Consider the following 23,330-nt stretch of genomic DNA (forward strand, 5'->3'; position numbering starts at 1 on the left):
TCAGCAAGAAGTACCACCCGGTTTGGCAAGCCATGCCAGGCCCCGCCCCTGTCCGCCCCCTGCTGCGCTGGCAGCAGCCAGCCAGCACACTTGTGCTGATTTACAGCAAAAAGCCGTGTTTTACGGCGCAAAACCACGCATTTTGTCAGGCACGCTTATTGCCATTCCTGTGACATCCCCGGGTATCCGGACTTACACAAGGAATGTGCGATGACTACCTCCCTGGCCGGCCACGAGGCCGTACGTGTCAACTCTCCCGAGCCTTTCGCCGCCCGCCCGCGCCCCACTACCCCGGCGCACATCATCCGCGACGATGCCGAAGCCATCGCCGTGGCGCGTCAGCTGGCCATCCGCTTTGCCCACGATGCCGCCCTGCGCGACCGCGAAGGCCTGCTGCCGCTGGCCGAAGTGGACGCCTACTCGCAAAGCGGCCTGTGGGGCATCAACGTGCCCAAGGCCTATGGCGGCGCTGGCGTGTCCTACGCCACGCTGGCCGAGGTGATCAAGATCATCGCCGAGGCCGACTCCAGCATCGCCCAGATCACCCAGAACCATCTGGCCATCAACCTGCATATCGCACTGGATGGCAGCGAGGCGCAAAAGCAGGAACTGTTTGGCCTGGTATTGCAGGGCTACCGCTTTGGTAATGCCTTCTCCGAACTCAACAGCAAGACCGTGGCTGCGTTTGAAACCCGCTACCGGCTTGACGGTGACACAGCGGTGGTGAATGGCGAGAAGTTCTACACCACCGGCGCACTGCTGGCCCACATCGTGCCCATCGTGGCGGTGGGTGAAGACGGCCTGGGTGCACTGGTATTTGCCGACCGCGACACCCCGGGGCTGAGCGTGATCAACAACTGGTCCAGCTTTGGCCAGCGTACCACCGCCTCCGGCGGCGTGAAGATAGAACAGGTACGCGTACCGGCCAGCCGCGTGCTGCCGATTGCCGCCTTCGACACCCCCACCGTAGCCGGGCCGGTCTCGCAGATCATCCAGGCTGCCATTGACGGCGGCATTGCCCGCGCCGCGCTGGCCGACACCATCGAGTTCATCCGCTCGCAAAGCCGTCCCTGGCTGGACAGCGGCAAGGACAAGGCCGCCGACGACCCGTTTACCGTTTCCGCCATCGGCCTCTTGGAAATCCGCCTGCATGCGGCCGAAGCGCTGCTGGAAAAAGCCGGCCGCTTGATCGATGCCGCCCTGGCCCAGCCGGATGAAAGCAGCGTGGCACTGGCTACCGTGGCCACTGCCGAAGCCAAGGTGCTGACTACCGAAATTGCCATCGAGGCCAGCAACAAGCTGTTCGAACTTGCCGGCACCCGCGCCACCCTGATTGCCCACAACCTGGACCGCCACTGGCGCAATGCCCGCGTGCACACCCTGCACGACCCGGTGCGCTGGAAATACTTCCACATCGGCAACTACTACCTGAACCACATTGCGCCGCCGCGCCATCCGTGGAACTAAGCCATGACCGGCAGTGCAGCACTGCCGGTATTCGCCAAATCGCCAAACAGGAAACAACCATGAGCCAACACACCCTGCCGGACGACCTGTCCACCGGCACCGACTACGAAACCCTGGCCCAGCGCTTTCGCCCCATCTTTGCCGAAATCGCCCAGACCGCCCTGCAACGCGAACGCGAGCGCAAGCTGCCGTACGAGCCGATCAACTGGCTGAAACAGGCCGGTTTTGGCGCGGTGCGCGTGCCCAAGCAATATGGCGGGGCCGGTGCCTCGCTGCCGCAGCTGTTCCAGTTGCTGGTGGAACTGGCCACCGCCGACTCCAACCTGCCGCAAGCGCTGCGTGGCCATTTTGCTTTTGTCGAAGACCGCCTGAATGCCCCGGCAAGCCCGGAACGCGAAGTCTGGTTCAAGCGCTTTGTGGCCGGTGAAATTGTCGGCAATGCCTGGACCGAAATCGGCGAGGTCGCCGTAGGCGACGTGATTACCCGCGTCAGCCGCCAGGGCGACAAACTGCTGCTCAATGGCCGCAAGTTCTACAGCACCGGCAGCATTTTTGCCGACTGGATCGACGTCTACGCCCAGGTAGATGGCACCAACCAGGACGTGATTGCCGCCATCCGCACCAGCGACCCCGGTGTGACGCAAAGCGACGACTGGGACGGCTTTGGCCAGCGCACCACCGGCAGTGGCAGCACCGTGTTTGCCAACGTGACGGTGGCACCGGAAAACCTGATCGACTTTGCCAGCCGCTTCAAATACCAGACCGCCTTCTACCAGCTGGTATTGCTGGCGGTGCTGGCCGGCATCGGCAAGGCAGTGGAGCGCGATGTGGCCCAGCAAGTGCGCGATCGCAAACGCGTGTTCAGCACCGGCAATGCCAATAGCGTGAGTCAGGATGCACAGATCCAGCAGGTGGTGGGTGAAATCTCCGCGCTGGCCTATGCCGCCGAAGCCACCGCCATTCGCGCCGCCCACCCGGCCCAACGCGCTTATGAAGCCCGTTTTGGCAACGACGCCGCGCGCGAACGCGAGGCCAATATCGACGCCGAGCTGGAATCGGGCAAGGCGCAGATCGTGGTATCCGAACTGGTATTGCGTGCCGCCACCCAGCTGTTCAATGCACTGGGCGCATCGTCGGCCCGCGCCGAACTGCTGCTGGACCGCCACTGGCGCAATGCCCGCACCGTGGCATCGCACAATCCGCTGATCTACAAGGCGCGCATTGCCGGTGACTGGGCCATCAACGGCACCGAACCGCCTTATGTCTGGCAGATTGGCCGCGGCAAGGCCTGATGGTTTTACGAAGCGGAAAATGACAAGGCCCGCGCTTGCGGGCTTTTTGCATGACTGTCACGCGGTGCAGATTATTGACAAACCCCTCTCGCTTTCTGCACCAGCAGCCTGACACCCGCCGTGGCGGGTGCAGGAGGCAGTACGGCAGACCAACTCAGACAGGCACTCCCACAGCAGCAGCGGAGGCCAGCGCCGCCATTTCGGTTCGTTCGCGATAGGCAATCAGGCCGGCAATGGTGATGATGGGCAGCCCGTGCTGGCGGGCAAAACGCAGCAGCTCCGGGCGGCGCGCCATGCTGCCATCGTCGTTGACGATTTCGCACAGCACCCCGGCCGGAGCCAGCCCGGCCAGGCGGGACAGGTCCAGTGCCGCCTCGGTGTGTCCGGGGCGCGCCAGCACCCCGCCCGGCGCATAGCGCAAGGGGAAGATATGCCCCGGCCGGGCAAAGTCGCTGGCCGGAATGCGGCTGTCCGCCAGCGCCCGCAGCGTGGCGGCGCGGTCGGCGGCGCTGATGCCGGTAGTGGTGCCGTGCAGGTAGTCCACGGTCACGGTGAAGGCGGTGCGCTGCGATTCATTATTGCTGCTCACCATCAGCGGCAGTTGCAGTTGGTCCAGCCGCTCGCCGGTCAGTGCCACGCACACCACGCCGCTGCTGTAGCGCACCAGAAAGGCCATCTGCTGCGCGGTGATTTTTTCGGCGGCGATGATCAGGTCGCCTTCGTTTTCACGGTCGGTATCGTCCACCACCACGGCAAAGCCACCGGCGGCAATGGCGGCAATGGCTTGTTCCACACTGTCAAAATCGTCTTCAACTGCTGGCAGGTTCTGGGTCATCTTGGGTCTCAGGAATAAAACGAGGGGGTCGGGTACTGGCCATTCAGTGTCCAGTCACCCAGCTCTTGCAGCTTGTAATCCAGCGGATCGTGCAGGCTGTGCACGCGCAAATTGCGCCAGAAGCGGTCCAGCCGCAGGGCGGCGCTGGTGGCACGTGCACCGGTCACGTCGAAAATGCGGCTGGTGAGGTCCAGCCCGCTGCGGCTGGCATGTACCTTGGCAGCGGCAATCTGCAAGGCCAGCTGGCCGCGGCCTGCCTCATCCAGCGCATCGCCCTGCTGCCAGGCGGCATCCAGTTGCTGACCCGCATGGTCGGCCAGCAAACGCGCACCTTCCAGTGCAGCCTGGAATTCACCGTAATGCAGCAGGGTGTAAGGGTCCTTGTTGGCCGATTCCGCCAGCGAGGCGGGCCACAGGCGGCGCTGTTCCAGCGTATAGCGCCGGGCTTCGGCCACCGCACCTTCGGCAATGCCCAGATAGATATTGGTGAGGATGAGCTGGGCAATCAGCGGACGCAGGCAGGCGCGTGGTGTGGATAGCGGGCCGGGTTGCAGCAGCAGCTCGTCCGCCCCCACCCACACCTGCTCGAAACGGGCGGAGCCGCTATCGGTCTGGCGCTGGCCGATATTGTCCCAGTCCTGATGAATGTGGACGCCAGCCCGGCGGGTGGGAATCACGGCAATCAGCAAACTACCCTGCCCGGCGCGCAAGGCCGAGGCCAGCAGCATGTCCGAATCGGTGGCGCCGGAGCAGAAGCTCTTGTCACCATGAAAGCGGTAACCGTCGCCATCCGGCGTGGCCAGCGTGCGGGTATCCAGCGGATTGAGCGCATTACCCCAGAACCAGCGCTCGCGCACGGTCTGCTCGAACCAGGGCTGCCATTGGTCGGGCCGACCGAACAGCTGGGCGGTGGCCAGCAACAAGTGCTGGAAGGCAAACACATGGGCAACCGAGCTATCCACCCGCGCCAGTTCGCGCACGATGTGCAAGGTGGTGCTCCAGCTCTCGCCCAGACCGCCAAATTCGCGCGGAATGATCAGGCCAAGCAGCCCGCTGTCGCGCAGCGCATCACGTTCGGCCTTGGGCGTGCCACCTTGCTGGTCACGCGCCACGGCGGTGCGGGCAAAACGGCTGGCCAGTTCGCGGGCAATGGCCAGCGGGCTGTCGGGCGCAATGGATGAACTAGCCATGCTGCCTCCCGCCCTGGCAGTGCTGCCGGCCAGATGAAACATTTTTGTTGCTGAATAAATGAATATGCATGAGATTACCTGCGGCTGAAATTAAACCGGGTGCGGTTTTGCCAGAATTCATTAGCAGATTGCATGCCAGCCAAATACGCCCTGTTCATGCTGATTCACACCGAATATTGCTGCTACAGCAGCAATGCATTCATCAGCACTGCTGCTTCTCCAGCAGCCAATAAACAGCCTGCTGCAGCAGCAGCACCATTCAAAAAACGGATATCGGCTGCCATCCCCGGCTAATTCGATTTATGCATATATTCCTGATAAATCCTTGGTTTACAGCAGCTGATTGACGCGGTTAAAACTGTGGTCAATGTACCGCATAGCACGACATATAAAAGGATGACCGCTTGAACCTGCCTCACCACCTGCTGGCCCCCTCGCCCAGCGCCAGCACACCCGCCTCGGCCCTGCTGCTGGCGCAGCAACTGGCTGCCCAGTTTGCGGCTACCGCAGCAGAGCGCGACCACGCCGGCGGCACGCCCAAAGCAGAACGCGACGCCATCCGCGCCAGCGGGCTGCTGGGCCTGTCCATTGCCAGCGAGCTGGGCGGCCTGGGTGCCAACTGGCAACAAACCCTGCTGGTGGTGCGCGAATTTGCCAAGGCCGACAGTTCGGTGGCGCATGTGTTTGCCTTTCACCACCTGATGCTGGCCACGGTGGAGCTGTTCGGCCAGCCGGAACAATGGCAACCCTGGCATGAAATCACCACCCGGCAAAACTGGTTCTGGGGCAATGCCCTCAACCCGCTGGACGAGCGCACGGTATGCAAGCGCTTTGACGGCTGGCACGAGTTTTCCGGGCAAAAAAGCTTCTGCTCCGGCGCGCTGGATTCGCAAATGCTGGTGGTTTCCGCCCGACAGCAGCACAGCGGGCAATTGGTGGTGGCCGCCATTCCCACCGGCCGCAGCGGCATCAGCGTGCAGCAGGACTGGAACAATATCGGCCAGCGCCAGACCGACAGCGGCAGCGTGAATTTTGAAAAAGTGCGTATCGAAAACAATGAAGTGCTGGCCAATCCCGGCCCGCTTACCACGCCACGCTCCTGCCTGCGGCCACTGCTGGCGCAGCTGATTCTCACCAATATCTACCTGGGTATTGCCGAAGGCGCGTTCGAGGAGGCCCGGCACTACACCTTGCACGAGGCGCGCCCCTGGCGTGCGGCACAGGTGGACCACACCCACGAAGACCCATACATCCTTGGCCATTACGGCGAGTTCTGGGTGGGGCTGGAGAGCGTGCGCGCCCTCACCGACCGTGCCGGCAACAGCATGGTGGCGGCGCTGGCACGGGGTGAGCCACTGACACAAGACGAGCGTGGCGAAGTGGCCATGCACATTGCCGCGGCCAAGGTGGCCGCCACCCGGATGGGCCTGAACCTGGCCTGTCAAATGTTCGAGGTCACCGGCGCGCGCGCCACCCATGCCGGACTGCGTCTGGACCGGCACTGGCGCAATCTGCGCACCCACACCTTGCACGATCCGGTTGATTACAAATTAAAGGAGTTAGGGGAATGGGCTTTGATTCGCAACTATCCGACACCGACGTTTTATTCCTGAAACCCGCGTCGGCCCGCAGGGCCGAGCCAGCCCAAGGCCCGGCCATGCCCCTGATCACCCTGCCTAACCGGCAAAGCCTCACCACCTCCATCCGCGCCACGGCACAGGTGTTCGAGGACCCGCAGTCCACCGCCCTGCTGGCCCGGATACAGCTGATTGCCCCCAGCGACGCCAATGTGCTGATCATCGGCGAAACCGGCACCGGCAAGGAACTGATTGCCCGTCATGTGCACGCGCTGAGCCAACGGGCCAACCAGCCCTTTGTGGCCGTCAATTGCGGCGCGTTTTCCGAATCGCTGGTGGAAAGCGAACTGTTCGGCCATGAAAAAGGTGCGTTCACCGGTGCCTTTGCCGCCAAGCCCGGCTGGTTCGAAGCGGCCAATGGCGGCACGGTGTTTCTGGATGAAATCGGCGACTTGCCGCTGAACATCCAGGTGAAGCTGCTGCGCATCCTGCAGGAACGCGAGGTGGTGCGGCTGGGCTCGCGCAAACCCATTCCCATCAATGTGCGGGTGATTGCCGCCACCAATGTGCGGCTGGAAGAAGCCGTGGCCGCCGGCCATTTCCGCGAGGACCTGTTCTATCGCCTGCGGGTGGCCCATCTGGCCCTGCCTGCCCTGCGCGACCGCCCCGGTGACATCCTGCCGCTGGCCCGCCATTTTGTCGACGAATACCGCCAGCGCCTGGGCTATGGCGATGTCGCCCTGCATGCCGATGCCGAGCGCAAACTGCTGCAACACCCGTGGCCGGGCAATATCCGCGAACTGGAAAACGTCATCCACCATGCCTTGCTGATCTGCAAGCACAATGTGGTACGCGGCGAAGACTTGCAGCTGTCATCTTTGCAACTGAACCGCCGCAACGAGCGCCACAGCACACCGTCAAACCCGGCCCACAACAGCCACGACGCAGACCAGGGCCACCAGCAATTGCAGCAGGCCTTGCAGGCCCTGTTTGAAACCAATGGCAGCAATCTGTACGAAGACATCGAAAGCACCATCATCCGCGCCGCCTATAACTATTGCCACCGCAACCAGGTGCAGGCCGCCCGCTTGCTGGGCATCAGCCGCAACATCATCCGCGCGCGGCTGATCCGCCTGGGGGAAATCAGCGCGCTGCGCTGAGCGTTACTGACAAAATACCTACGGCACTGGCTCGCCTTGCATCAGGGGTGCCATGTTCTTACACGCCACGCCAAGGCCGGGCAACACTCAGGTCCAGGCTGCACCACCATGCAGGTGCAGCACTTCACCGTTCATGCTGCGGTTGTGCATCAGGAACAGCGCCGCTTCGGCAAATTCGGCTGCCTGCCCCAGCCGCCCCAGCGGCAAGCCGGCCGCCAGTGCCTGCAGCCGTGCTGCATCATCTCCCAGCGCGGCGGCAAGCAAGGGGGTTTCCATGGGGCCCGGGCTGATGACATTGATGCGGCGCGGGGCCAGTTCGCGTACCAGACTGTGCGCCAGGGTTTCCACCGCGGCGGCGGCCACCGCCGCCATCGCCTTGCCCGGCTGCGGACGCTGCACCACCATGCCGGAAGTCAGGGTGATGGACCCCAGCTCTGCCATGCGCGGCAAGGCCGCACGCAAGCAATGCACACTGCCCCAGAAGCGGCTGTCCAGATTGCGCTGCAAATCAGCCATAGCGGACTCCGCCAACCGCCCCGGACTCAGCACGGCAGCTGTCACCAACAGGTGGTCCAGCTGCGGCAAGCGGGCAAAGAACTGTTCAATGGATGCCGCATCCAGTACATCCACCGGCCAGCCGGTGGCAGATTTTCCCAGCAGTGCCAGCGCCTGCTGCAAGCGCTCGGGCTGACGTCCGCCTATCACCACCTGTGCCCCGGCTTGCACAGCAGCCTGTGCGGCAGCCAGCCCCAGCCCGGAACTGCCACCCACCACCACCACGGTTTGTCCCTGCAATGTTTTGTCCTGCATCGCCCTGCTCCCGCCTGATTGGAAAAACCTGATGCTAAAGCCGGGCGAGCAGGGTTTATCCCAGCCATTTCCTGTCTGCAAATTGACTATGTCTGTAAATATACCCGGCAAATGACAGGCATTGTGTCGGACACATCCCGGCCAGGCCAGGGGTGGCGACGTAAAAAAGGCATTGCCGCAGCAATGCCTGTTTTGCTTTGGTCAGGATAAGCGCCTATTTTTGCCAGGCCAGGCTGTAGAGCTTGTCGTTATTGGCATAAGACTTGCGAATCTGCGCCTTCACCGCCGGGGAGTTCTGGTAGATCTGCACGAACTTCAACAGCCGCGGGTCACGGGCATTGTCTTCGCGGGCGACAAAACGCAGCGCGTATTGCTCGTCATCCTTGCCGGAGAAGATCAGCGCGCTGCCGGGGTCAAACGCATGGGCGGCCACGATGAAATGCGGATAACCCTGCGCCAGATCCACATCATTCACCACCCGCACCAGCTGCGGGCCTTCCACTTCCACAAATTCCAGCTTGCGCGGATTGCTGACAATATCACTCAGTTTGCCGCGTACACCCACGCCGTCACGCAGCTTCACCAGCCCGGCCTTTTGCAGCAACAGCAAGCCCCGGCCCTGATTGATGGGGTCGCTGGCAATGGCCACCTTGGCACCGGTTTTCAGTTCGGAAAACTGTTTGATGCGGCTGGAGTACAGGCCGATATTGGCCAGGATGCCCAAGCCTACCGGCTTGAAATGATAGCCCTGGGTCTTGATGACATTGTCCAGAAAAGCCTGATGCTGGAAGTAATTGGCGTCCAGATCCTTGCTGGCCAGGGCCACATTGGGCGTGGTCCAGTCGGAAAACTCCACCACATCCACGTCCAGCCCCTGCTTTTTCGCCTCCTGCGCCGCCACCTGCACCGAGTCGGCATAGGCCCCCGGTGTAACACCTATCTTCAATGCCGCCGCCAGTGCGCCTTGCGCCAGCAGCAGGCCGACCAGCGCCAGCGCACCCAGTTTCTTCTGGTGAAGTTTCATGATTTTCCCTTGTGTGTGTGATGTTGTTTTGGTTTCCTGTCGCGTCAGCGTGGCCGGTAGCCCGCCGCCGTATGGCGCGCCGGCAGGCGGTCGCCCTCGGCAAACAGCTTGTGGCGCAGGCTGCCTTCGGCATAGGCCGTCTTGTAACTGCCGCGGTTTTGCAGTTCCGGAATCACCAGGTCGATAAAGTCTTCGTAGCTTTCCGGCGTCACGGTGCGGGACAGGTTGAAACCATCCACGCCCACCTCGTTGACCCAGCTTTCCAGCTCGTCTGCCACACTGGCGGCATCGCCCACCAGCGTCGGGTAACGACTGCCCAGCCGGAAGCGCTCCAGCAGCTTGCGCCGGGTCAGCTGGTTGGCAGCGGCGGTTTTGGCTGCCGACTGGATGGCATTGCTGCCACCGTATTCAATCGGGTCATCCAGGCCATAACGGCTGAAATCCACCCCGATGCTGCTGGCAAAGTGTGCAAGGCCCGCTTCCGCGCTGGCGTACTGCCAGTAGTCGTCAAACTTTTCCTGCGCCTCGGCCTGGGTTTGTCCCACCACGGCGGCGATGCCGATGAAGATTTTCACATCCTCGGCACGGCGACCGGCGGCCACCGCCTGACGACGGATGTCCTGCACCAGCTGGCGCGTCTTGTCCTTGTCCTGCGCGGCAATGAAGATGCCCTCGGCGTGGCGGGCGGCAAACAGCTGGCCACGGTCCGAGCTGCCGGCCTGAAACAGCACCGGCGTGCGCTGGCGCGATGGCTCGCACAGGTGATAGCCATCCAGCTGGTAGAACGGCCCCTGATGGCTGATGCGGTGGATGCGGCTGGCATCGGCAAACACCCGCGCCGCCTTGTCGCGCCGCACTGCCTCGTCTTCCCAGCTGCCTTCCCACAGCTTGTACAGCAGTTCCAGATAATCATCGGCACGGTCGTAGCGCTGGTCGTGTTCGTCCTGGGTGAGCAGGCCCATGGCGCGCGCGCCGCTGTCCAGATAGCCGGTGACGATATTCCAGCCCGCGCGGCCACCGGTGAGGTGGTCCAGCGTGGACATGCGCCGGGCAAACAGATACGGCGGTTCGTAGCTGAGATTGGAGGTGACGCCAAAACCCAGATGCTGGGTCACCGCCGCCATGGCAGGCACCAGCAGCAAGGGGTCATTGACCGGCAACTGGATGGCTTCGCGCGCGGTCAGGTCTATCGACTGCTGGTACACATCGTAAACACCGATGATGTCGGCGATGAACAGGCCGTCGAACAGGCCGCGCTCCAGCGTCTTGGCCAGCTCGGTCCAGTAAGACAGCGTGTTGTAGTCCACCGAGTTGTCACGCGAGTGGGTCCACAGGCCGTGGTTGATGTGGCCGACGCAGTTCATGTTGAAGGCGTTGAGCAGAATCTGTTTTTTCGCCATGTCACAGCGCTCCGTGCCGCGGCGGCAGCACATCGTTCAGCACGTAATTGCCGATGGCGTGGAATTTCCAGCGCAGCGGGTCGTGCAGGGTGTGCACGCGGGCATTGCGCCAGTAGCGGTCCAGATTGCGCGCTTCCAGCGTGGCGCTGGTGCCGGCCAGTTCGAACAGCTGGCTGCCGGCCTGCAAGGACACTTCGGTGGTCAGCACCTTGGCCTCCGCCACCGCCACCGAGGCTTCGGCTACGCTGCGCGCATCGGGGAAAGCCTGTGCCTGCAAGGCATCCAGCACCCGCCCGGCGCGGCGCAGCAAGGCATCGGCCGCCCGCAAGCGCACCCGCAGATTGCCCACCCGCTCCAGCAAGAGCGGGTCGCGGCTGGCCTTGTCCACGCCGGAATCTATCCAGGGACGGGCATGCTCGCGCACATAGTGCAGGGCTTCCTGGTAGGCACCACGCGCCTGGCCCAGGTCGATGGCGCAATGCAGGATCTGGGCAAACGGGCCGATGGGGGTGGGCCGGTCAAACGAGGCCTTGAACGGGACAATCCACTCCGGCTCCACCCATACCTGGCTGAAGCTGACCGAGCCACTGCCGGTGACGCGCTGGCCGAAACCGTCCCAGTCGTCGGTAATCTCCACCCCGGCACTGTCGCGCGGGATGAAAGCCAGATAGCTGTCCTGGTTGTCATCCACCACCAGCGTGGGAATCCACTGCGCATACAGCGCGCCGGTGCAATAAAATTTCTGACCGCTGACGCGATAGCCCTTGCCCTCCGGCGTCAGCCGGGTGCGGCGCTGGTAGTCCTTGTGGCCGATTTCGGCCAGCGCATTGCCAAAACGCACGCCTGCGAGCGCCAGGCCGTAGAAAAAGCGCTTTTGTTCTGCGCTGCCACCCACGCGCAGCACTTCCAGCGCGTAGAAATGGTTTTGCGGAATCTGCGCCAGCGAGCCATCCGCCGCGCTGATGGTGGCAATCACCTCGGCCAGCGTGACGGCGGACACGCCGGCACCACCATATTTGCGCGGCACGGTAATGCCCCACAGCCCGCTCTGGCTGTAGCCTTCCAGCTCGGCCCAGGGCAGGATGCGCTCGCTGTCGCGCCGGGCGGCGTCGCGGGCAAATTCGCCAGCCCAGTGGCGGGCCAGTTGCAGCGCTTCTTCATCGCTGTCGATACGGTGGGCCGCCTGCGGCTTGGCCTGCTGGCCCTGCACCGGGCGCAATGCAGCCAGTTCACTCATGCTGCTCTCCTTTCAATTCCATTGATGACGTGCCGGAAACACGCCGTTCAGGCTGTAATTGCCAATGGCGTGGTACTTCCAGCGCACCGGGTCGTGCAGGGTGTGCACGCGGGCATTGCGCCAGTGCCGATCCAGCTGGTGGCGCGCACGGGTGGCGGCCGAACCGGCCAGCTCGAACAGCTTTTCACTGGCTTGCAGGGCAATTTCGGTGGTCAGCACCTTGGCTTCAGCCACCGCGATGGAGGCTTCGGCGCTGATGGCATCCGTCACCTCGCCCGTGCGCAGGCGGTCCAGCGTGCGTGCGGCATCGTCCAGCACTTCCAGAGCGGCATGCAGGTCGATCTGCAAGCGCGCCACCGCCTGAATCACATACGGGTCGTCGCTGGCGCGGCTGACGCCGGAATCCAGCCAGGGCCGGGCATGCTCGCGCACGAACAGGATGGCGTCACGCAAGGCAGCCTCGGCAATGCCCGCGTCGATGGACGCCTGGATCAGCTGCGAAATGGGCCCGGTGAGATTGGGCCGGTCCGCCAGCTGCCATACTGGCAACAGCTGCGCCTCTTCCACCTTCACCTTGTCAAAACGCACGGTGCCGCTGGCCGTGGTGCGCTGGCCGAACGAGGACCAGTCATCCACCACTTCCACGCCCGGCGCATGCCGTGGCACCAGCACCTGTACCGTCAGGCCGGATTCATCGCGGGCGCGGGTGGGAATCCAGTCGGCAAACAAGGCCCCGGTGGAATAAAAGCGCTGGCCGCTCAGGTAAAGCCCGTCCGCCTCACGGCTCAAACGGGTACTGAGCTGCTGCATGGGCTGTTTGCCCTTTTCCGGCCCGGCATTGCCCAGACGACGCCCGGACAGCACTTCGCTGTAGATGAAGCGCAGCTGGGCCGGCGTGGCCAGCAGGGGGAACAGCTCCAGCACGGCAAAGTGGTTTTGCGGAATCTGCCCCAGCGAGGGGTCGGCCGCGCACAGAATGCGGAACACCCGCGACAGCGTCAGCAGGCTGACGCCGGCACCGCCAAATTCGCGCGGTACGGTAATGCCGCCCAGGCCACTGGCGGAATAACGCGCCAGCTCGGCCCAGGGCAGGCGGCGCTCACGGTCGCGCACACCGGCTTCCACGGCAAACTCGGCCGCCAGCTGGCGTGCCACGTCCAGGGCTTCGGCATCGCTGCGGATCAGCGCAGCTTCTTGCAGGATTGCTTGTTGAGTCATGAATGGTTTCCGGCTTATTGACGATGATTGAGACGACGCGCCAGCACATCACCGGCGGTTTGCACCACGCTGACCAGCACCACCAGGCCGATGAGCACCGACACCATCACCTGGGTATCAAAGCGCTGATAGCCGTAACGGATGGCGACATCGCCCAGGCCACCGGCCCCCACGGCACCGGCCATGGCCGAGGAGCCGATCATGGCCACCAGGGTGATGGTGAGGCCGGAGACGATGCCCGGCAGCGCTTCGGGCAGCAGCACATGCCACAGCACATCGCGCTTGCGCCCGCCCATGGCCTGCACCGCTTCAATCAGCCCGCGGTCCACTTCGCGCAGGCTGACTTCGGCAATACGGGCAAAAAACGGAATACCGGCCACCGACAGCGGCACCACCGCCGCCCACACGCCGATGGTGGTGCCCACCACCAGCCGGGTGAAGGGCAGCAATACCACCAGCAGAATGATGAAAGGCACCGAGCGGAACACATTCACCACACTGCCCACGCCCCGGTTGAGCCAGGGGCGGGCGTACAGGTCGCCCGGACCGGTAGTCACCAGCAGCAAGGCCAGCGCCAGGCCGAAGATGGCGGATACCAGCGCCGACACGCTGACCATTTGCAGGGTCTGCCAGGCGGCAGTCAGATACAGATCAAAAGAATCAGGCATGGTCGACGTACCCCAGGATGCGGATATTGCCAGCCGGAATGGCCCGCTGACGGGCCAGATCACCCAGCCGGTTACGCGACTGTGGTGCGCAGGCCAGCACCAGCCTGCCCTGCGCCCGGCCCTGTATGCGTTCCACGCCGCCATGCAGCAGGCGGGTGGCCGGTCCCAGTGCCGCCACCAGCGGGCCCAGCGCCGGGTCCTGCCCGCTGACGCCATCCAGCCGCACATCCAGCAGCAGTTCCGACTGCGCACTGGCCGGTTCCGCCACAATGCGCCCGGCCACATCAGCAGGCAGTTCATGATTCAGCGAGGCCAGCAATGCGCGGGTGGCATCGGCCTGCGGTGCACCAAACACCTGCCATACCGGCCCCAGCTCCACCACCTTGCCCGCCTCCAGCACGGTCACGCGGTCGCACACTTCGCGGATAACAGCCATTTCGTGGGTAATCAGCACCACGGTGACCTTGAGTTGACGGTTGATATCGCGCAGCAGCGCCAGAATGGACTGGGTGGTTTCCGGGTCCAGTGCCGAGGTGGCTTCGTCGCACAGCAGCAGTTCCGGCTGATGCACCAGCGCGCGGGCAATGCCCACCCGCTGCTTCTGGCCGCCGGACAAGCGGGCCGGATAGACATCACGCTCGCCCTCCAGCCCCACCAGTTGCAACAGGCTGTCGACGCGAGCGTCAATCTCGGCCTGCGGCAGCCCGGCTATCTTCAAGGGCAGGCCGATGTTCTGTGCCACCGTGCGTGAGGACAGCAGGTTGAAATGCTGGAAAATCATGCCGATGCCGCGCCGCGCCTGCGCCAGCTGGGCTTCGTTCAGGCCGTACAAATCCTTGCCCGCCACCAGCACCTGCCCACTGCCAGGTGACTCCAGCCGGTTGATGGTACGCAGCAAGGTGGACTTGCCCGCGCCACTGCGCCCGATGATGCCGAAGATTTCGCCACGCTGGATGTCAAAGCTCACATCCTGCAAGGCCTGTACGCTGCGCCCGCCAGCCTGGAACTGACGCCCCACCTGCCGGAAACTCACCAGCGCCTCCCCGGCGGGTTCAGCCTCGCGCTGCCACAAGGCCGGGCCTTGTTCTACCTGTGGCCGGATTGCCTCTGCCAAAGCATTCATGCGCCTCTCCCTCACAGCCAGGCCGGGGCGTACAACTTGCCGAACACCTTGTCCAGCGAGGCACGCACCTGCTTTGATTGCTGATAGATGGTAATGAAGCGGCGGATTTGCGCATTGTTCACATCCTGTTTGCGCACCACCCATTGCAGGGCGTAAATCCTGTTTTCCAGCCCGTCAAACAGCAAGGCATTGTCCGGGTTGTCGCCCGCCAGCTTGAGGAAGGACGGATAGCCTTGGGCCAGATCCACATCATCCAGCGAGCGCGCCAGTTGCGAGGCTTCCAGCTGCACGATCTGCAGCTTGCGCGGATTGGCCACGATGTCCTGGATGGTGGCCTTGTAACCCAGGCCAGGCTTGAGCTTGATCAGCCCGGCTTTTTCCAGCAGCAGCAAGCCACGGCCGCCATTCACCGGGTCGCCGGCAATGGCCACCTTGCCGCCCGCTGGTATCTGGGCAAAGGACTTCCATTTGTGCGAATACAGGCCGATTTTCATGATGGTGCCGGGGGCAATCGGCACGAAGTCGTAACCGCCCTGCTTCTTGGCATTCTCCAGAAACGGAATGTGCTGGAAATAATTGACGTCGATATCGCCATTGGCCAACGCGGCATTGGGCGTATTCCAGTCGGAAAACTCCACCAGCTCCACATTCAGGCCCTGGGCCTTGGCTTCCTTCACAGCGATTTGCAGCGATTCGATTTGCGGCGTGGATGACACCCCCACCTTGATGCCATTGGGACCGGCCACGGCCAGCGTACTGACAGCCAGCAGCAGCGTGGCCAGCACACCGCCCCAGCGTGAGGATTTGATTGTTGATGACTGCATTGCAGACTCCCTGATGGTGGCTGCCGCAAGTGGGTGGGCAGCACATTCAGGGGACAGACTAACCATCCGGCATGAATCAACAAACCAAGAAAATCGCCGTTTTATATCTTAAATTCAGATAAATACCGGCAAATGACGACAAAAGCCGCCCATGCAGACACATGAGCGGCCAACAGTTTCACATGAGTAATCCGGTCAGACGATGGCAGCAGCCTGCTCGAATTCCAGCCGCGGCCCGCGCGGCGGCAAACCTTCCGTCACCCCATAACCCAGGTTTACCACCAACAGGCTGCGCCACTGGCCGTCCGGGAAGAAGGCGGCATCCACGGCAGCGGCATCAAACCCGGCCATCGGCCCGGCATCCAGCCCCAGTGCTCGGGCAGCCAGAATCAGATACGCCGCCTGCAGGCTGGCATTGAGCCGCGCATGCGGTTCCACCAGTTGCGGCAGGCCATCGTAAAAGCCCTTGGCGTCATAGGCAGGAAACTGCTGCGGCAAGTGCTGGTGAAAACCTGGGTCGTAAGCCAGCACTACGGTGAGCGGTGCCGCGGCGGTCTTGTCCCGATTGCCGGAAGACAGCGCGGGCAGCAGTTTTTGCCGGGCCTCGTCGCTGTGGATGAACAGATAACGGCCTGGCTGGCCATTGAAGGCGGTCGGCCCCCATTTCAACAGCTCATACAGCTGGCGAATGGTGGATTCGGCAACCGGCTTGTCCTGGAAACGGTGATTGGAACGGGCAGCCACAAACAGCTGTTGCAAGGCGGCTTCGGGCAGAATGGCGCTCATGTCTGCTCCTTACGCCAGCGTGGCAATGGACACTTCGGTGGATTTGACGAAGGCAATCACCGGCGAGCCCACTTTCAGTTGCAGCTCGCGCACCGAGCGGGTGGTAATCACCGAGGTGACAATGCCGGAGGCGGTTTCCACATCCACTTCGGACAGGACCGGCCCTTCCAGGATTTCCTTGATCACGCCCTTGAACTGGTTGCGTACATTGAGGGATTGAATGCTCATGACAGATCCTTTGCCGTTTGGTACCAGGCGGACAAAGCGACCGCCGGAAACAGCAATCAAACTAGCAGAGGCAAGGCTGATGACTAAGCAAGAAAACCTGATTTTCTTATCAAGAATACTGAATCTGAAACATGGGCAAAGTCAGACCACGCCCAAGCCGGGCGCATCAGGAGCGCTGAGCCAACCGGTCGCCTGACCAGACCATGCCAAATGACTTCATCAGGCGAAAAATTGCCCTTGATAAATCCATCATATTTCAGACCTATATCACCTCCTTGAACACGCACTGCGACACCTGCTCCATTAAGCGGATCCCAGTGATCCCCCTCCTCAGAGGTGCTGAAGGAACAACAAGGGAGGCTGGCCCGCCTTGGAATTAGCCCTGCATCGGTAGGCCATTTTTGCGCCTCCCTCATCAACAAATCGAGTCGGGGTGGCCAGGTGAGTTTCCGATATTACTGTTCTCCGGAATACATGTGCATCAGACGCGATAGCGCTCGGCAGCTTGTGCTTGCCGAATATCCGACATCAGCCCTTGGCGTGCAGCATCCAGCGTATCCCAGCGTTCGGCCACATGCAGCGGCGGAATGGTGATCAGTTCACGGCGATCAAAGCCAAGCAGCGCCGCATCCACCAGCTCGCCAACCTCCATCACTTCAGGCAGGGTATTGATGTCGATGCCGGCGCGCTGCCACAAGTCTGTACGGGTTGCGGCCGGCAGCACGGCTTGTACATAGACGCCACGGGAGGACAGCTCCTGGTTCAGCCCCTGCGACAGGAACAAGACGAAGGCCTTGGTCGCACCATAGACCGACATGCCGAACTCCGGCGCGAACGCGACCACTGAACCAATGTTGACAATGGCACCGCTGCCAGACTGGACAAAGCGCGGGGCGACCGCAGCCGCAAGCCGCGTGAGCGCCTGCGTATTCAGCGTGAGCAGCTGATCGATACTGTCCGGAGTCTGCTGCACAAAGCTGCCTGCCTGGGCAAGGCCTGCGTTGTTGATCAGGATGCCAATCCTTGCGTCATTGCGCAGGCGGTCTTCCACCACTTGCAGGTCGCTGGGCTGGGTGAGGTCCGCCGGCAAAACTTCAACAGCAATATTGAATTCATTCCGCAAGCGTGTTGTCAGGGCATCCAGTCGTGTTCTGTCTCGTGCAACAAGAACCAGATCGTGGCCGCGTTGGGCAAACCGATCAGCATAGGTAGCGCCAATGCCACTGGAAGCACCGGTAATCAAAACAACAGCATTTTCATTTTTCATTTGAGGGAACCTGCTTGCTTGTAATAGCGAAACGCGTCACGCCTGTCGGGCGGACTGTGATTGGAAATGCCGGAATGGCAAGGATCAGGCGCTATCTGATCCGTACCACAACCTTGCCTTTGGCCCGCCCCTGAGCAAGGTACTCAAGGGCTTCCTTTGCTTGTGCAAATGGAAATACCTTGTCAATAACCGGCTGGATACGCTCGGCCCGCAAGAGATTGCCGATTTCAGAGAGCTGAGCACCATCAGGCCGTACAAAGTGAAAGGCGTAGCTGACCCCTTGTTTTTTTGCCAGCCGGGTGATCCTGCGGCTCATCAGGCCAAAAACAAATTCAAGTACGAAATTCAAGCGTTTGGCGCGCGCAAACGCGGCATCCAGCGGGCCAATGAGTGAAACGATCTTGCCGCCGGGTTTGAGAATGCGTAGCGACTTCTCGATTGCATCCCCCCTGATGGTTCCCAGAACCGCGTCATAGCCGTGCAGCACGTTTTCGAATTCACTCTTTCTGTAGTCAACCACCTCGTCGGCACCCAGTTGGCTGACCAGTGGCACATTGCTCGTACTTGTTGTGGTGCCGACCGTGGCACCAAAATACTTGGCCAATTGAATTGCAAATGTTCCGATACCACCCGAACCCGCCGGGATAAAGACTTTCTGTCCTTTTTTCAGCTCTGCGCGTTCTTTCAGCGCTTGCCACGAGGTCAATCCCACCATCGGAATGGATGCCGCTTGCACAAAGTCCAGATTGGCCGGTTTGTGTGCGGCAGACTCTTCCGGCACAACAGCAAACTCGGCAATTGAGCCCGTTCCCTGGTCAAAAATGCTGGCAAACACAGCATCACCGGGTTTGAACTGCGTGACGCGGCTGCCGACTTCCACCACCACGCCAGCAAGATCGCTGCCGAGTGTTGCTGGCAGCTGAAAATGCAGTACAGGTTTGAACATTCCCGTTGGAACCATATTGTCTATCGGGTTTAAGCCCGCGGCATGAACCTCAACAAGTAGCTCATTGGGTTTCAGAATAGGACGCGCCACCTCTGACAAGCCGATATCAGGCTTCTTTCCGTAGCGTTTGAAGGTAAGGGCTTTCATCAATTTCTCTCAGTTTTCGGTAAAGGCAAAGAAGCAATGGTTCTTGCTTGATCGGATTCAATTTTGGGACGACTCATTGAGCAACTACGTCTGCAGTCGCAGCTTCATCTCTACTTTGGCTACCAGAGGGAACTTGCTGAGCAGTTGCATCCTTTGCCGTAGACAGGTCATGACCAATGCCAACAGTCATCAGCGTGAAAACAAGGTAAGTCAGCGGGGTCGCGAGGATGAGCATGGGAAAACTCCTGTATGTTTAGCGCTTGCAGACCTTTCATCCTTTGCTTCAGGGTTGGTAGGCAGATGGATTCTTGGTCACCAAAGTGTTACTATCAATTTGAAAGTAACAGTAGCACCCTTTTCCCCGATAGTCACTATTAAATTGATATGGACAAGAAAAATAGTTGCAGCAACCCCTGCCCAATCGCCCGCAGCCTTGCTCTGGTTGGTGATGCCTGGAGCATGCTGATCCTGCGCGATGCGCATGCAGGATTGACCCGTTTTGACCAATTCAGGAAAAGCCTGGGGATCGCGCCAACCATGCTGACGACTAGGCTGGCCAAGCTGACGGAGGAGGGTTTGCTAGAGAAGAGGCGTTATTCAGAACACCCGCCACGTGACGAATATGTCCTGACTACGGCAGGCATAGACTTCTTGCCGGTGTTGTTCATGATCGGAGCCTGGGGCCGCAAACATCGTGGCGGCGGCGAGATGATACGTTTTATGGATACTGAGAACGGTACCGAGATTCAGCCAGTGGCCATTGATGGGGCAACCGGCTTCCCAATCGGGACCAGGCCGATCAGCATCATTCTCCCGACAGAATGAGCTCCATAAACGCTTCCCTAAGACACACAAATCCTGGTAACAAGCCAGGAGAAAGTCGTAAAACTCAATGCAGGTTTTGATGCAATACAAGCACAACGGACAACAAAAAAGCCCTGAATAATCAGGGCTTTTTTGTAGGTATCTGGCGGACAGGAGGGATTCCGAAGTCAATCGCACGAGGGCTGATTTGCTTTCCCCGTATTGTCATCACAGAAGTGCATCGAGCTTGAACTGTACGGGGTGTAAATGCCTGACGCTTTCATCAGACCGGACATGCCGGGCATGGATGGACCAAAACAAAAAAACTGCCACCTGGAAGGATGGCAGACCAAAGAGACCACCACGCGGTCGAATCCAGAAAGTCTGAGGAAAAAAAGAAGGGGGAATTCCCCCTACCAATCCGAGGCACAACAAGATCTGTTTTACCAAGGGCTCGCTGGTATCCGACAGTGCAAAAGCGATAGAAAATGGATTCAAAGCGTCAACTTGAAGAATATCCGCGCCGAAAGTCACATCGCATGTGTTGATCCGACCTTATAGGACATTCAATCTGGCCGTCCCGCATCGCCCGCACATGGCGGACCAGTCAGTATCTGACAGCCACTGTCATTCAGCAGCACGTCAAATGGCAGGCATCCATAACTGTGCAGGAGACGGTATCCAGAAAATCAGGCTTGCGGCGCACTCAGCCCGTTCATCATCCCCTCCACCTCGGCCAGCAGCCATTCGCGCAACTGCTGGTATTCCTGGCGATGATGGGCGTTGCGGTGGGTAATCAGATAATGATGCCGGTCATTGAAAACAATGGATTCGTTGACTGGACGCTGCAACTGCCCCTGCGCCACCTGGCGGTGCACCAGATGGTGCCAGCCCAGCAAGGTGCCCTCCCCGGCTTCGGCCTGCGCCACCAGCAGACGGTAGTCATTGCTTTCCAGATAATTGTCTTCGCTGACCCGGTCCGAGTCGTCACCCTTCTGGAACCAGTTGCGCCACACGCGCCAATCCACGTGTTCGCATACCTGGGTACGGCCCAGCGGCGACAGGTGCAGCGAAGGATGGGCCAGCAAGTCCAGCGGCTTGATCTTTTTACCGTGAAAATGCTGCTCGAAAAACGCAGGACTGCATACCGGGTACACCACATCGTGGAACAGCGGCTCCACCTCGTATTCCGGTTCGCGCGGCGGGTTTTTGGTAATGATGACATCCGGTTCCATCAGGTCGTCCAGCTCCATGAACTGGTCGGTCACTGTCACATGCAGACGGATGCCGGGATGCAGGCGGCGGAAGGCTGCCAGCCGTGGCGACAGCCACAGTGCCGAGAAGGTATGGGATACGCAGAGGGTCAGCGCGTGCTTTTCGGTACGCCGCACGGCTTCGGCCGCCTCGGCGATATTCATGATGGACAGGTAGGAGGCATTGTAGAGAATGCGTCCGGCGTCGGTCAGCGCGATATGCCGACCGGTGCGCTGGAACAGGGCCACGTCCAGCGAGTCTTCCAGTTCCTTGATCTGTTTGCTGATGGCGGCCTGGGTCACGCATAGCACTTCGGCAGCCTGAGTAAAGCTTTCGTAGCGTGCGGCGGTGACAAAACAACGCAAGGCCCGCAAGGAGGGCATCTGCGCCAGTAAACGGTCGGTAAACAACTGCCTTTTCTGCATGGATGCAACCTTTGCCTGCTTTTCATACCCGGCCCGGCCCTATGAACAGCAGCCGCCCCCAGCGGGGGCAGCTGCTGGCAAGCGGGAGGCCGCAGGTACACAGCAGGCAAGGCCGGGCAGATGCCCGACCCTGTCTGCAGATGCGCGGAATCAATCCAGCTTGAGCCAGGTTGTTTTCAGTTCACAATACTGGTCGTGAGCATAGACGGATTTGTCGCGGCCACCAAATCCGCTTTGGCCGAAGCCGCCAAACGGCGTGCTCAGGTCCCCCTCGCCAAAGCAGTTGATGGTGACCGTACCGGCACGGATGCGCGCCGCCACCTTGTGCGCGCTGTTGACATTATCTGTCCACAGCGATGCTGCCAGCCCGTAGCAAGTATCGTTGGCAATGTGGATGGCTTCTTCCACATCCTGGTATTCGATCACGCACAGCACCGGGCCAAACACTTCTTCGCGGGCAATACGCATGGCCGGGCTGACGCCATCGAAAATGGTGGGTTCGACAAACCAGCCACCGCTTTCACTCAGGGTGGCATTGCCGCCGCACACCAGATTCGCACCTTCGGCCTTGGCCACGGCGATATGGTCCAGCACCTTCTGGTAATGCTTCTGCTCGATCAGCGCCCCCAGCTTCACCTCCGGGTCCAGCGGATTGCCGGTTTTCCAGGTGGCCAGTACTGACTGGATCTTGTCCAGCAGTGCTTGCTTCATGCCGGCAGGCACCAGCAGCCGCGAACCGGCACTGCAGTTTTCACCCATATTCCAGAAGGCGGCGGCAACGGCGCTCTCCGCCACCGCATCCAGATTGCTGACATCCGGCAGCACCAGTTGCGGGTTCTTGCCGCCGCATTCCAGCACCACGCGCTTGAGATTGGTATCGGCAGAGTAGCGCAAAAAGCGCTTGCCGGTTTCGGTGGAACCGGTGAAGGCAATCAGGTCCACATCCGGGTGGCAGCCCAGTGCCTGCCCGGCACCGCTGCCAAAGCCGGTGACCACGCTGAACACCCCGGCAGGCACACCCGCTTCCAGCGCCAGTTCGGCAATGCGCAGGGTGGACAGCGAAGTTTGCTCAGCCGGCTTGACGACAACGCTATTGCCCACCGACAACGCCGGGCCTATCTTCCATGCCAGCATCAGGGCCGGGAAGTTCCACGGCAGCACCGCGCCCACCACGCCAATGGCTTCGCGGGTAATCATCGACACCACGCCGGAGCCGGATGGCGACAGCGCGTCGTAACGCTTGTCGGTCACCTCGGCATGCCAGCGGATGCAGGCGGCGGATTCCGGAATATCCAGCCCCATGCACTCGGCAATCGGCTTGCCGGCTTCCAGCGCCTCCAGCAGCGCCAGTTCTTCGGCATGGTCGTCAATCAGCTGGGCCAGACGCAGCAGCACTGCCTTGCGCTGCGCCGGTGCGGCCTTGGCCCACACACCGCTATCAAAAGCCGCGCGAGCGGCCTTGACTGCACGGTCCACATCGGCGGCATCGCAGCAGGCCACGCTGGCCAGCAGCTGGCCACTGGCCGGATTCAGCGTACTGAAGGTTTCGCCGGATTCCGCGCCGCTGCGCTCACCATCGATAAACGCACGGCCATCCAGCCTCAGTGCCGCAGCGTATTGTTGCCATTCCTGATAGCTCTTCATCTCT

23 protein-coding genes are annotated in these 23,330 nt (G+C 61.3%); 6 read left to right on the forward strand and 17 right to left on the reverse strand.

The window, feature by feature from the left end; translation table 11 throughout:
* Positions 1 to 210: 210 nt before the first annotated feature.
* Together GSR16_RS11645 and GSR16_RS11650 are read left to right on the forward strand one after the other, a co-directional pair.
* Positions 211 to 1,467, forward strand: a complete 1,257-nt coding sequence (locus GSR16_RS11645) for an SfnB family sulfur acquisition oxidoreductase (RefSeq protein ID WP_159877548.1) — start codon at positions 211 to 213, stop codon at positions 1,465 to 1,467.
* Between the two features lie 59 nt (positions 1,468 to 1,526).
* Positions 1,527 to 2,759 carry an acyl-CoA dehydrogenase family protein gene (locus GSR16_RS11650; RefSeq protein WP_159877550.1) on the forward strand — a complete coding sequence of 411 codons (1,233 nt, stop codon included), beginning with the start codon at positions 1,527 to 1,529 and terminating at the stop codon, positions 2,757 to 2,759.
* Between the two features lie 154 nt (positions 2,760 to 2,913).
* Here GSR16_RS11650 and ribB read toward each other — a convergent pair whose 3' ends face one another.
* Complete coding sequence (ribB, locus tag GSR16_RS11655) at positions 2,914 to 3,594, reverse strand: 3,4-dihydroxy-2-butanone-4-phosphate synthase (RefSeq protein WP_205677420.1); 681 nt, start codon at positions 3,592 to 3,594, stop codon at positions 2,914 to 2,916.
* An 8-nt stretch (positions 3,595 to 3,602) separates the two neighbouring features.
* A complete protein-coding gene (locus GSR16_RS11660; protein ID WP_159877552.1) occupies positions 3,603 to 4,784 on the reverse strand; it encodes an acyl-CoA dehydrogenase family protein in 1,182 nt (393 codons plus the stop codon).
* A 404-nt stretch (positions 4,785 to 5,188) separates the two neighbouring features.
* On the opposite strand from GSR16_RS11660, the gene GSR16_RS11665 reads away from it, so the two are divergent.
* A complete protein-coding gene (locus GSR16_RS11665; RefSeq protein ID WP_159877554.1) occupies positions 5,189 to 6,397 on the forward strand; it encodes an acyl-CoA dehydrogenase family protein in 1,209 nt (402 codons plus the stop codon).
* 44 nt (positions 6,398 to 6,441) lie between these two features.
* Positions 6,442 to 7,521 (forward strand): sigma-54 interaction domain-containing protein, encoded by a 1,080-nt coding sequence (locus GSR16_RS11670; protein WP_159877556.1) that lies wholly within the window; start codon positions 6,442 to 6,444, stop codon positions 7,519 to 7,521.
* A gap of 87 nt (positions 7,522 to 7,608) precedes the next feature.
* Here the strand turns inward: GSR16_RS11670 and GSR16_RS11675 are convergent, their stop codons facing one another.
* The 10 genes from GSR16_RS11675 to GSR16_RS11720 form a co-directional block, all read right to left on the reverse strand.
* Complete coding sequence (locus tag GSR16_RS11675) at positions 7,609 to 8,331, reverse strand: SDR family oxidoreductase (protein ID WP_159877558.1); 723 nt, start codon at positions 8,329 to 8,331, stop codon at positions 7,609 to 7,611.
* 214 nt (positions 8,332 to 8,545) lie between these two features.
* Positions 8,546 to 9,355: a MetQ/NlpA family ABC transporter substrate-binding protein gene (locus GSR16_RS11680; RefSeq protein WP_159877560.1), complete on the reverse strand. Its 810-nt coding sequence runs from the start codon at positions 9,353 to 9,355 to the stop codon at positions 8,546 to 8,548.
* Positions 9,356 to 9,399: 44 nt separating this feature from the next.
* On the reverse strand, positions 9,400 to 10,755 hold the full coding sequence (locus GSR16_RS11685; RefSeq protein ID WP_159877562.1) for an LLM class flavin-dependent oxidoreductase: 1,356 nt from the start codon (positions 10,753 to 10,755) through the stop codon (positions 9,400 to 9,402).
* Between the two features lies 1 nt (position 10,756).
* Positions 10,757 to 11,992, reverse strand: a complete 1,236-nt coding sequence (locus tag GSR16_RS11690) for an SfnB family sulfur acquisition oxidoreductase (RefSeq protein WP_159877564.1) — start codon at positions 11,990 to 11,992, stop codon at positions 10,757 to 10,759.
* A 12-nt stretch (positions 11,993 to 12,004) separates the two neighbouring features.
* Positions 12,005 to 13,210, reverse strand: coding sequence for an SfnB family sulfur acquisition oxidoreductase (locus GSR16_RS11695; RefSeq protein ID WP_159877566.1), 1,206 nt, complete (start codon positions 13,208 to 13,210; stop codon positions 12,005 to 12,007).
* A 14-nt stretch (positions 13,211 to 13,224) separates the two neighbouring features.
* Positions 13,225 to 13,878: a methionine ABC transporter permease gene (locus GSR16_RS11700; protein WP_045847827.1), complete on the reverse strand. Its 654-nt coding sequence runs from the start codon at positions 13,876 to 13,878 to the stop codon at positions 13,225 to 13,227.
* Positions 13,871 to 15,001 carry a methionine ABC transporter ATP-binding protein gene (locus tag GSR16_RS11705; protein ID WP_159877568.1) on the reverse strand — a complete coding sequence of 377 codons (1,131 nt, stop codon included), beginning with the start codon at positions 14,999 to 15,001 and terminating at the stop codon, positions 13,871 to 13,873. The genes GSR16_RS11700 and GSR16_RS11705 overlap by 8 nt, the downstream gene beginning before the upstream one ends.
* Positions 15,002 to 15,012: 11 nt before the next feature.
* Complete coding sequence (locus GSR16_RS11710; protein ID WP_159877570.1) at positions 15,013 to 15,825, reverse strand: MetQ/NlpA family ABC transporter substrate-binding protein; 813 nt, start codon at positions 15,823 to 15,825, stop codon at positions 15,013 to 15,015.
* A gap of 195 nt (positions 15,826 to 16,020) precedes the next feature.
* Complete coding sequence (locus GSR16_RS11715) at positions 16,021 to 16,611, reverse strand: malonic semialdehyde reductase (RefSeq protein WP_159877572.1); 591 nt, start codon at positions 16,609 to 16,611, stop codon at positions 16,021 to 16,023.
* 9 nt (positions 16,612 to 16,620) lie between these two features.
* Positions 16,621 to 16,839, reverse strand: coding sequence for a TOBE domain-containing protein (locus GSR16_RS11720; RefSeq protein ID WP_045847830.1), 219 nt, complete (start codon positions 16,837 to 16,839; stop codon positions 16,621 to 16,623).
* Between GSR16_RS11720 and GSR16_RS11725 the strand changes: the two genes are divergently transcribed.
* Positions 16,838 to 17,035: a hypothetical protein gene (locus tag GSR16_RS11725; protein WP_159877574.1), complete on the forward strand. Its 198-nt coding sequence runs from the start codon at positions 16,838 to 16,840 to the stop codon at positions 17,033 to 17,035. The genes GSR16_RS11720 and GSR16_RS11725 overlap by 2 nt on opposite strands.
* 285 nt (positions 17,036 to 17,320) lie before the next feature.
* Here the strand turns inward: GSR16_RS11725 and GSR16_RS11730 are convergent, their stop codons facing one another.
* From GSR16_RS11730 to GSR16_RS11740, 3 genes are all read right to left on the reverse strand, one after another.
* Positions 17,321 to 18,106 carry an SDR family NAD(P)-dependent oxidoreductase gene (locus GSR16_RS11730; RefSeq protein ID WP_159877576.1) on the reverse strand — a complete coding sequence of 262 codons (786 nt, stop codon included), beginning with the start codon at positions 18,104 to 18,106 and terminating at the stop codon, positions 17,321 to 17,323.
* Positions 18,107 to 18,197: 91 nt separating this feature from the next.
* Complete coding sequence (locus GSR16_RS11735; protein WP_159877578.1) at positions 18,198 to 19,199, reverse strand: NADP-dependent oxidoreductase; 1,002 nt, start codon at positions 19,197 to 19,199, stop codon at positions 18,198 to 18,200.
* Positions 19,200 to 19,272: 73 nt separating this feature from the next.
* A complete protein-coding gene (locus GSR16_RS11740) occupies positions 19,273 to 19,434 on the reverse strand; it encodes a hypothetical protein (RefSeq protein ID WP_159877580.1) in 162 nt (53 codons plus the stop codon).
* A gap of 149 nt (positions 19,435 to 19,583) precedes the next feature.
* Here GSR16_RS11740 and GSR16_RS11745 point away from each other — a divergent pair, with 149 nt between their 5' ends.
* Positions 19,584 to 20,024, forward strand: a complete 441-nt coding sequence (locus tag GSR16_RS11745) for a winged helix-turn-helix transcriptional regulator (protein ID WP_159877582.1) — start codon at positions 19,584 to 19,586, stop codon at positions 20,022 to 20,024.
* A gap of 668 nt (positions 20,025 to 20,692) precedes the next feature.
* Here GSR16_RS11745 and GSR16_RS11750 read toward each other — a convergent pair.
* The gene (locus tag GSR16_RS11750) at positions 20,693 to 21,682 is read right to left on the reverse strand and encodes a LysR substrate-binding domain-containing protein (protein WP_159877584.1); all 990 of its coding nucleotides are present in this window, start codon (positions 21,680 to 21,682) and stop codon (positions 20,693 to 20,695) included.
* Between the two features lie 150 nt (positions 21,683 to 21,832).
* Positions 21,833 to 23,326: an aldehyde dehydrogenase gene (locus tag GSR16_RS11755; protein WP_159877585.1), complete on the reverse strand. Its 1,494-nt coding sequence runs from the start codon at positions 23,324 to 23,326 to the stop codon at positions 21,833 to 21,835.
* Between the last annotated feature and the right edge of the window lie 4 nt (positions 23,327 to 23,330).

Origin of the sequence: Aquitalea denitrificans, from assembly GCF_009856625.1 — a bacterium.
In the GTDB taxonomy this organism is placed as follows: Bacteria; Pseudomonadota; Gammaproteobacteria; order Burkholderiales; family Chromobacteriaceae; genus Aquitalea; species Aquitalea denitrificans.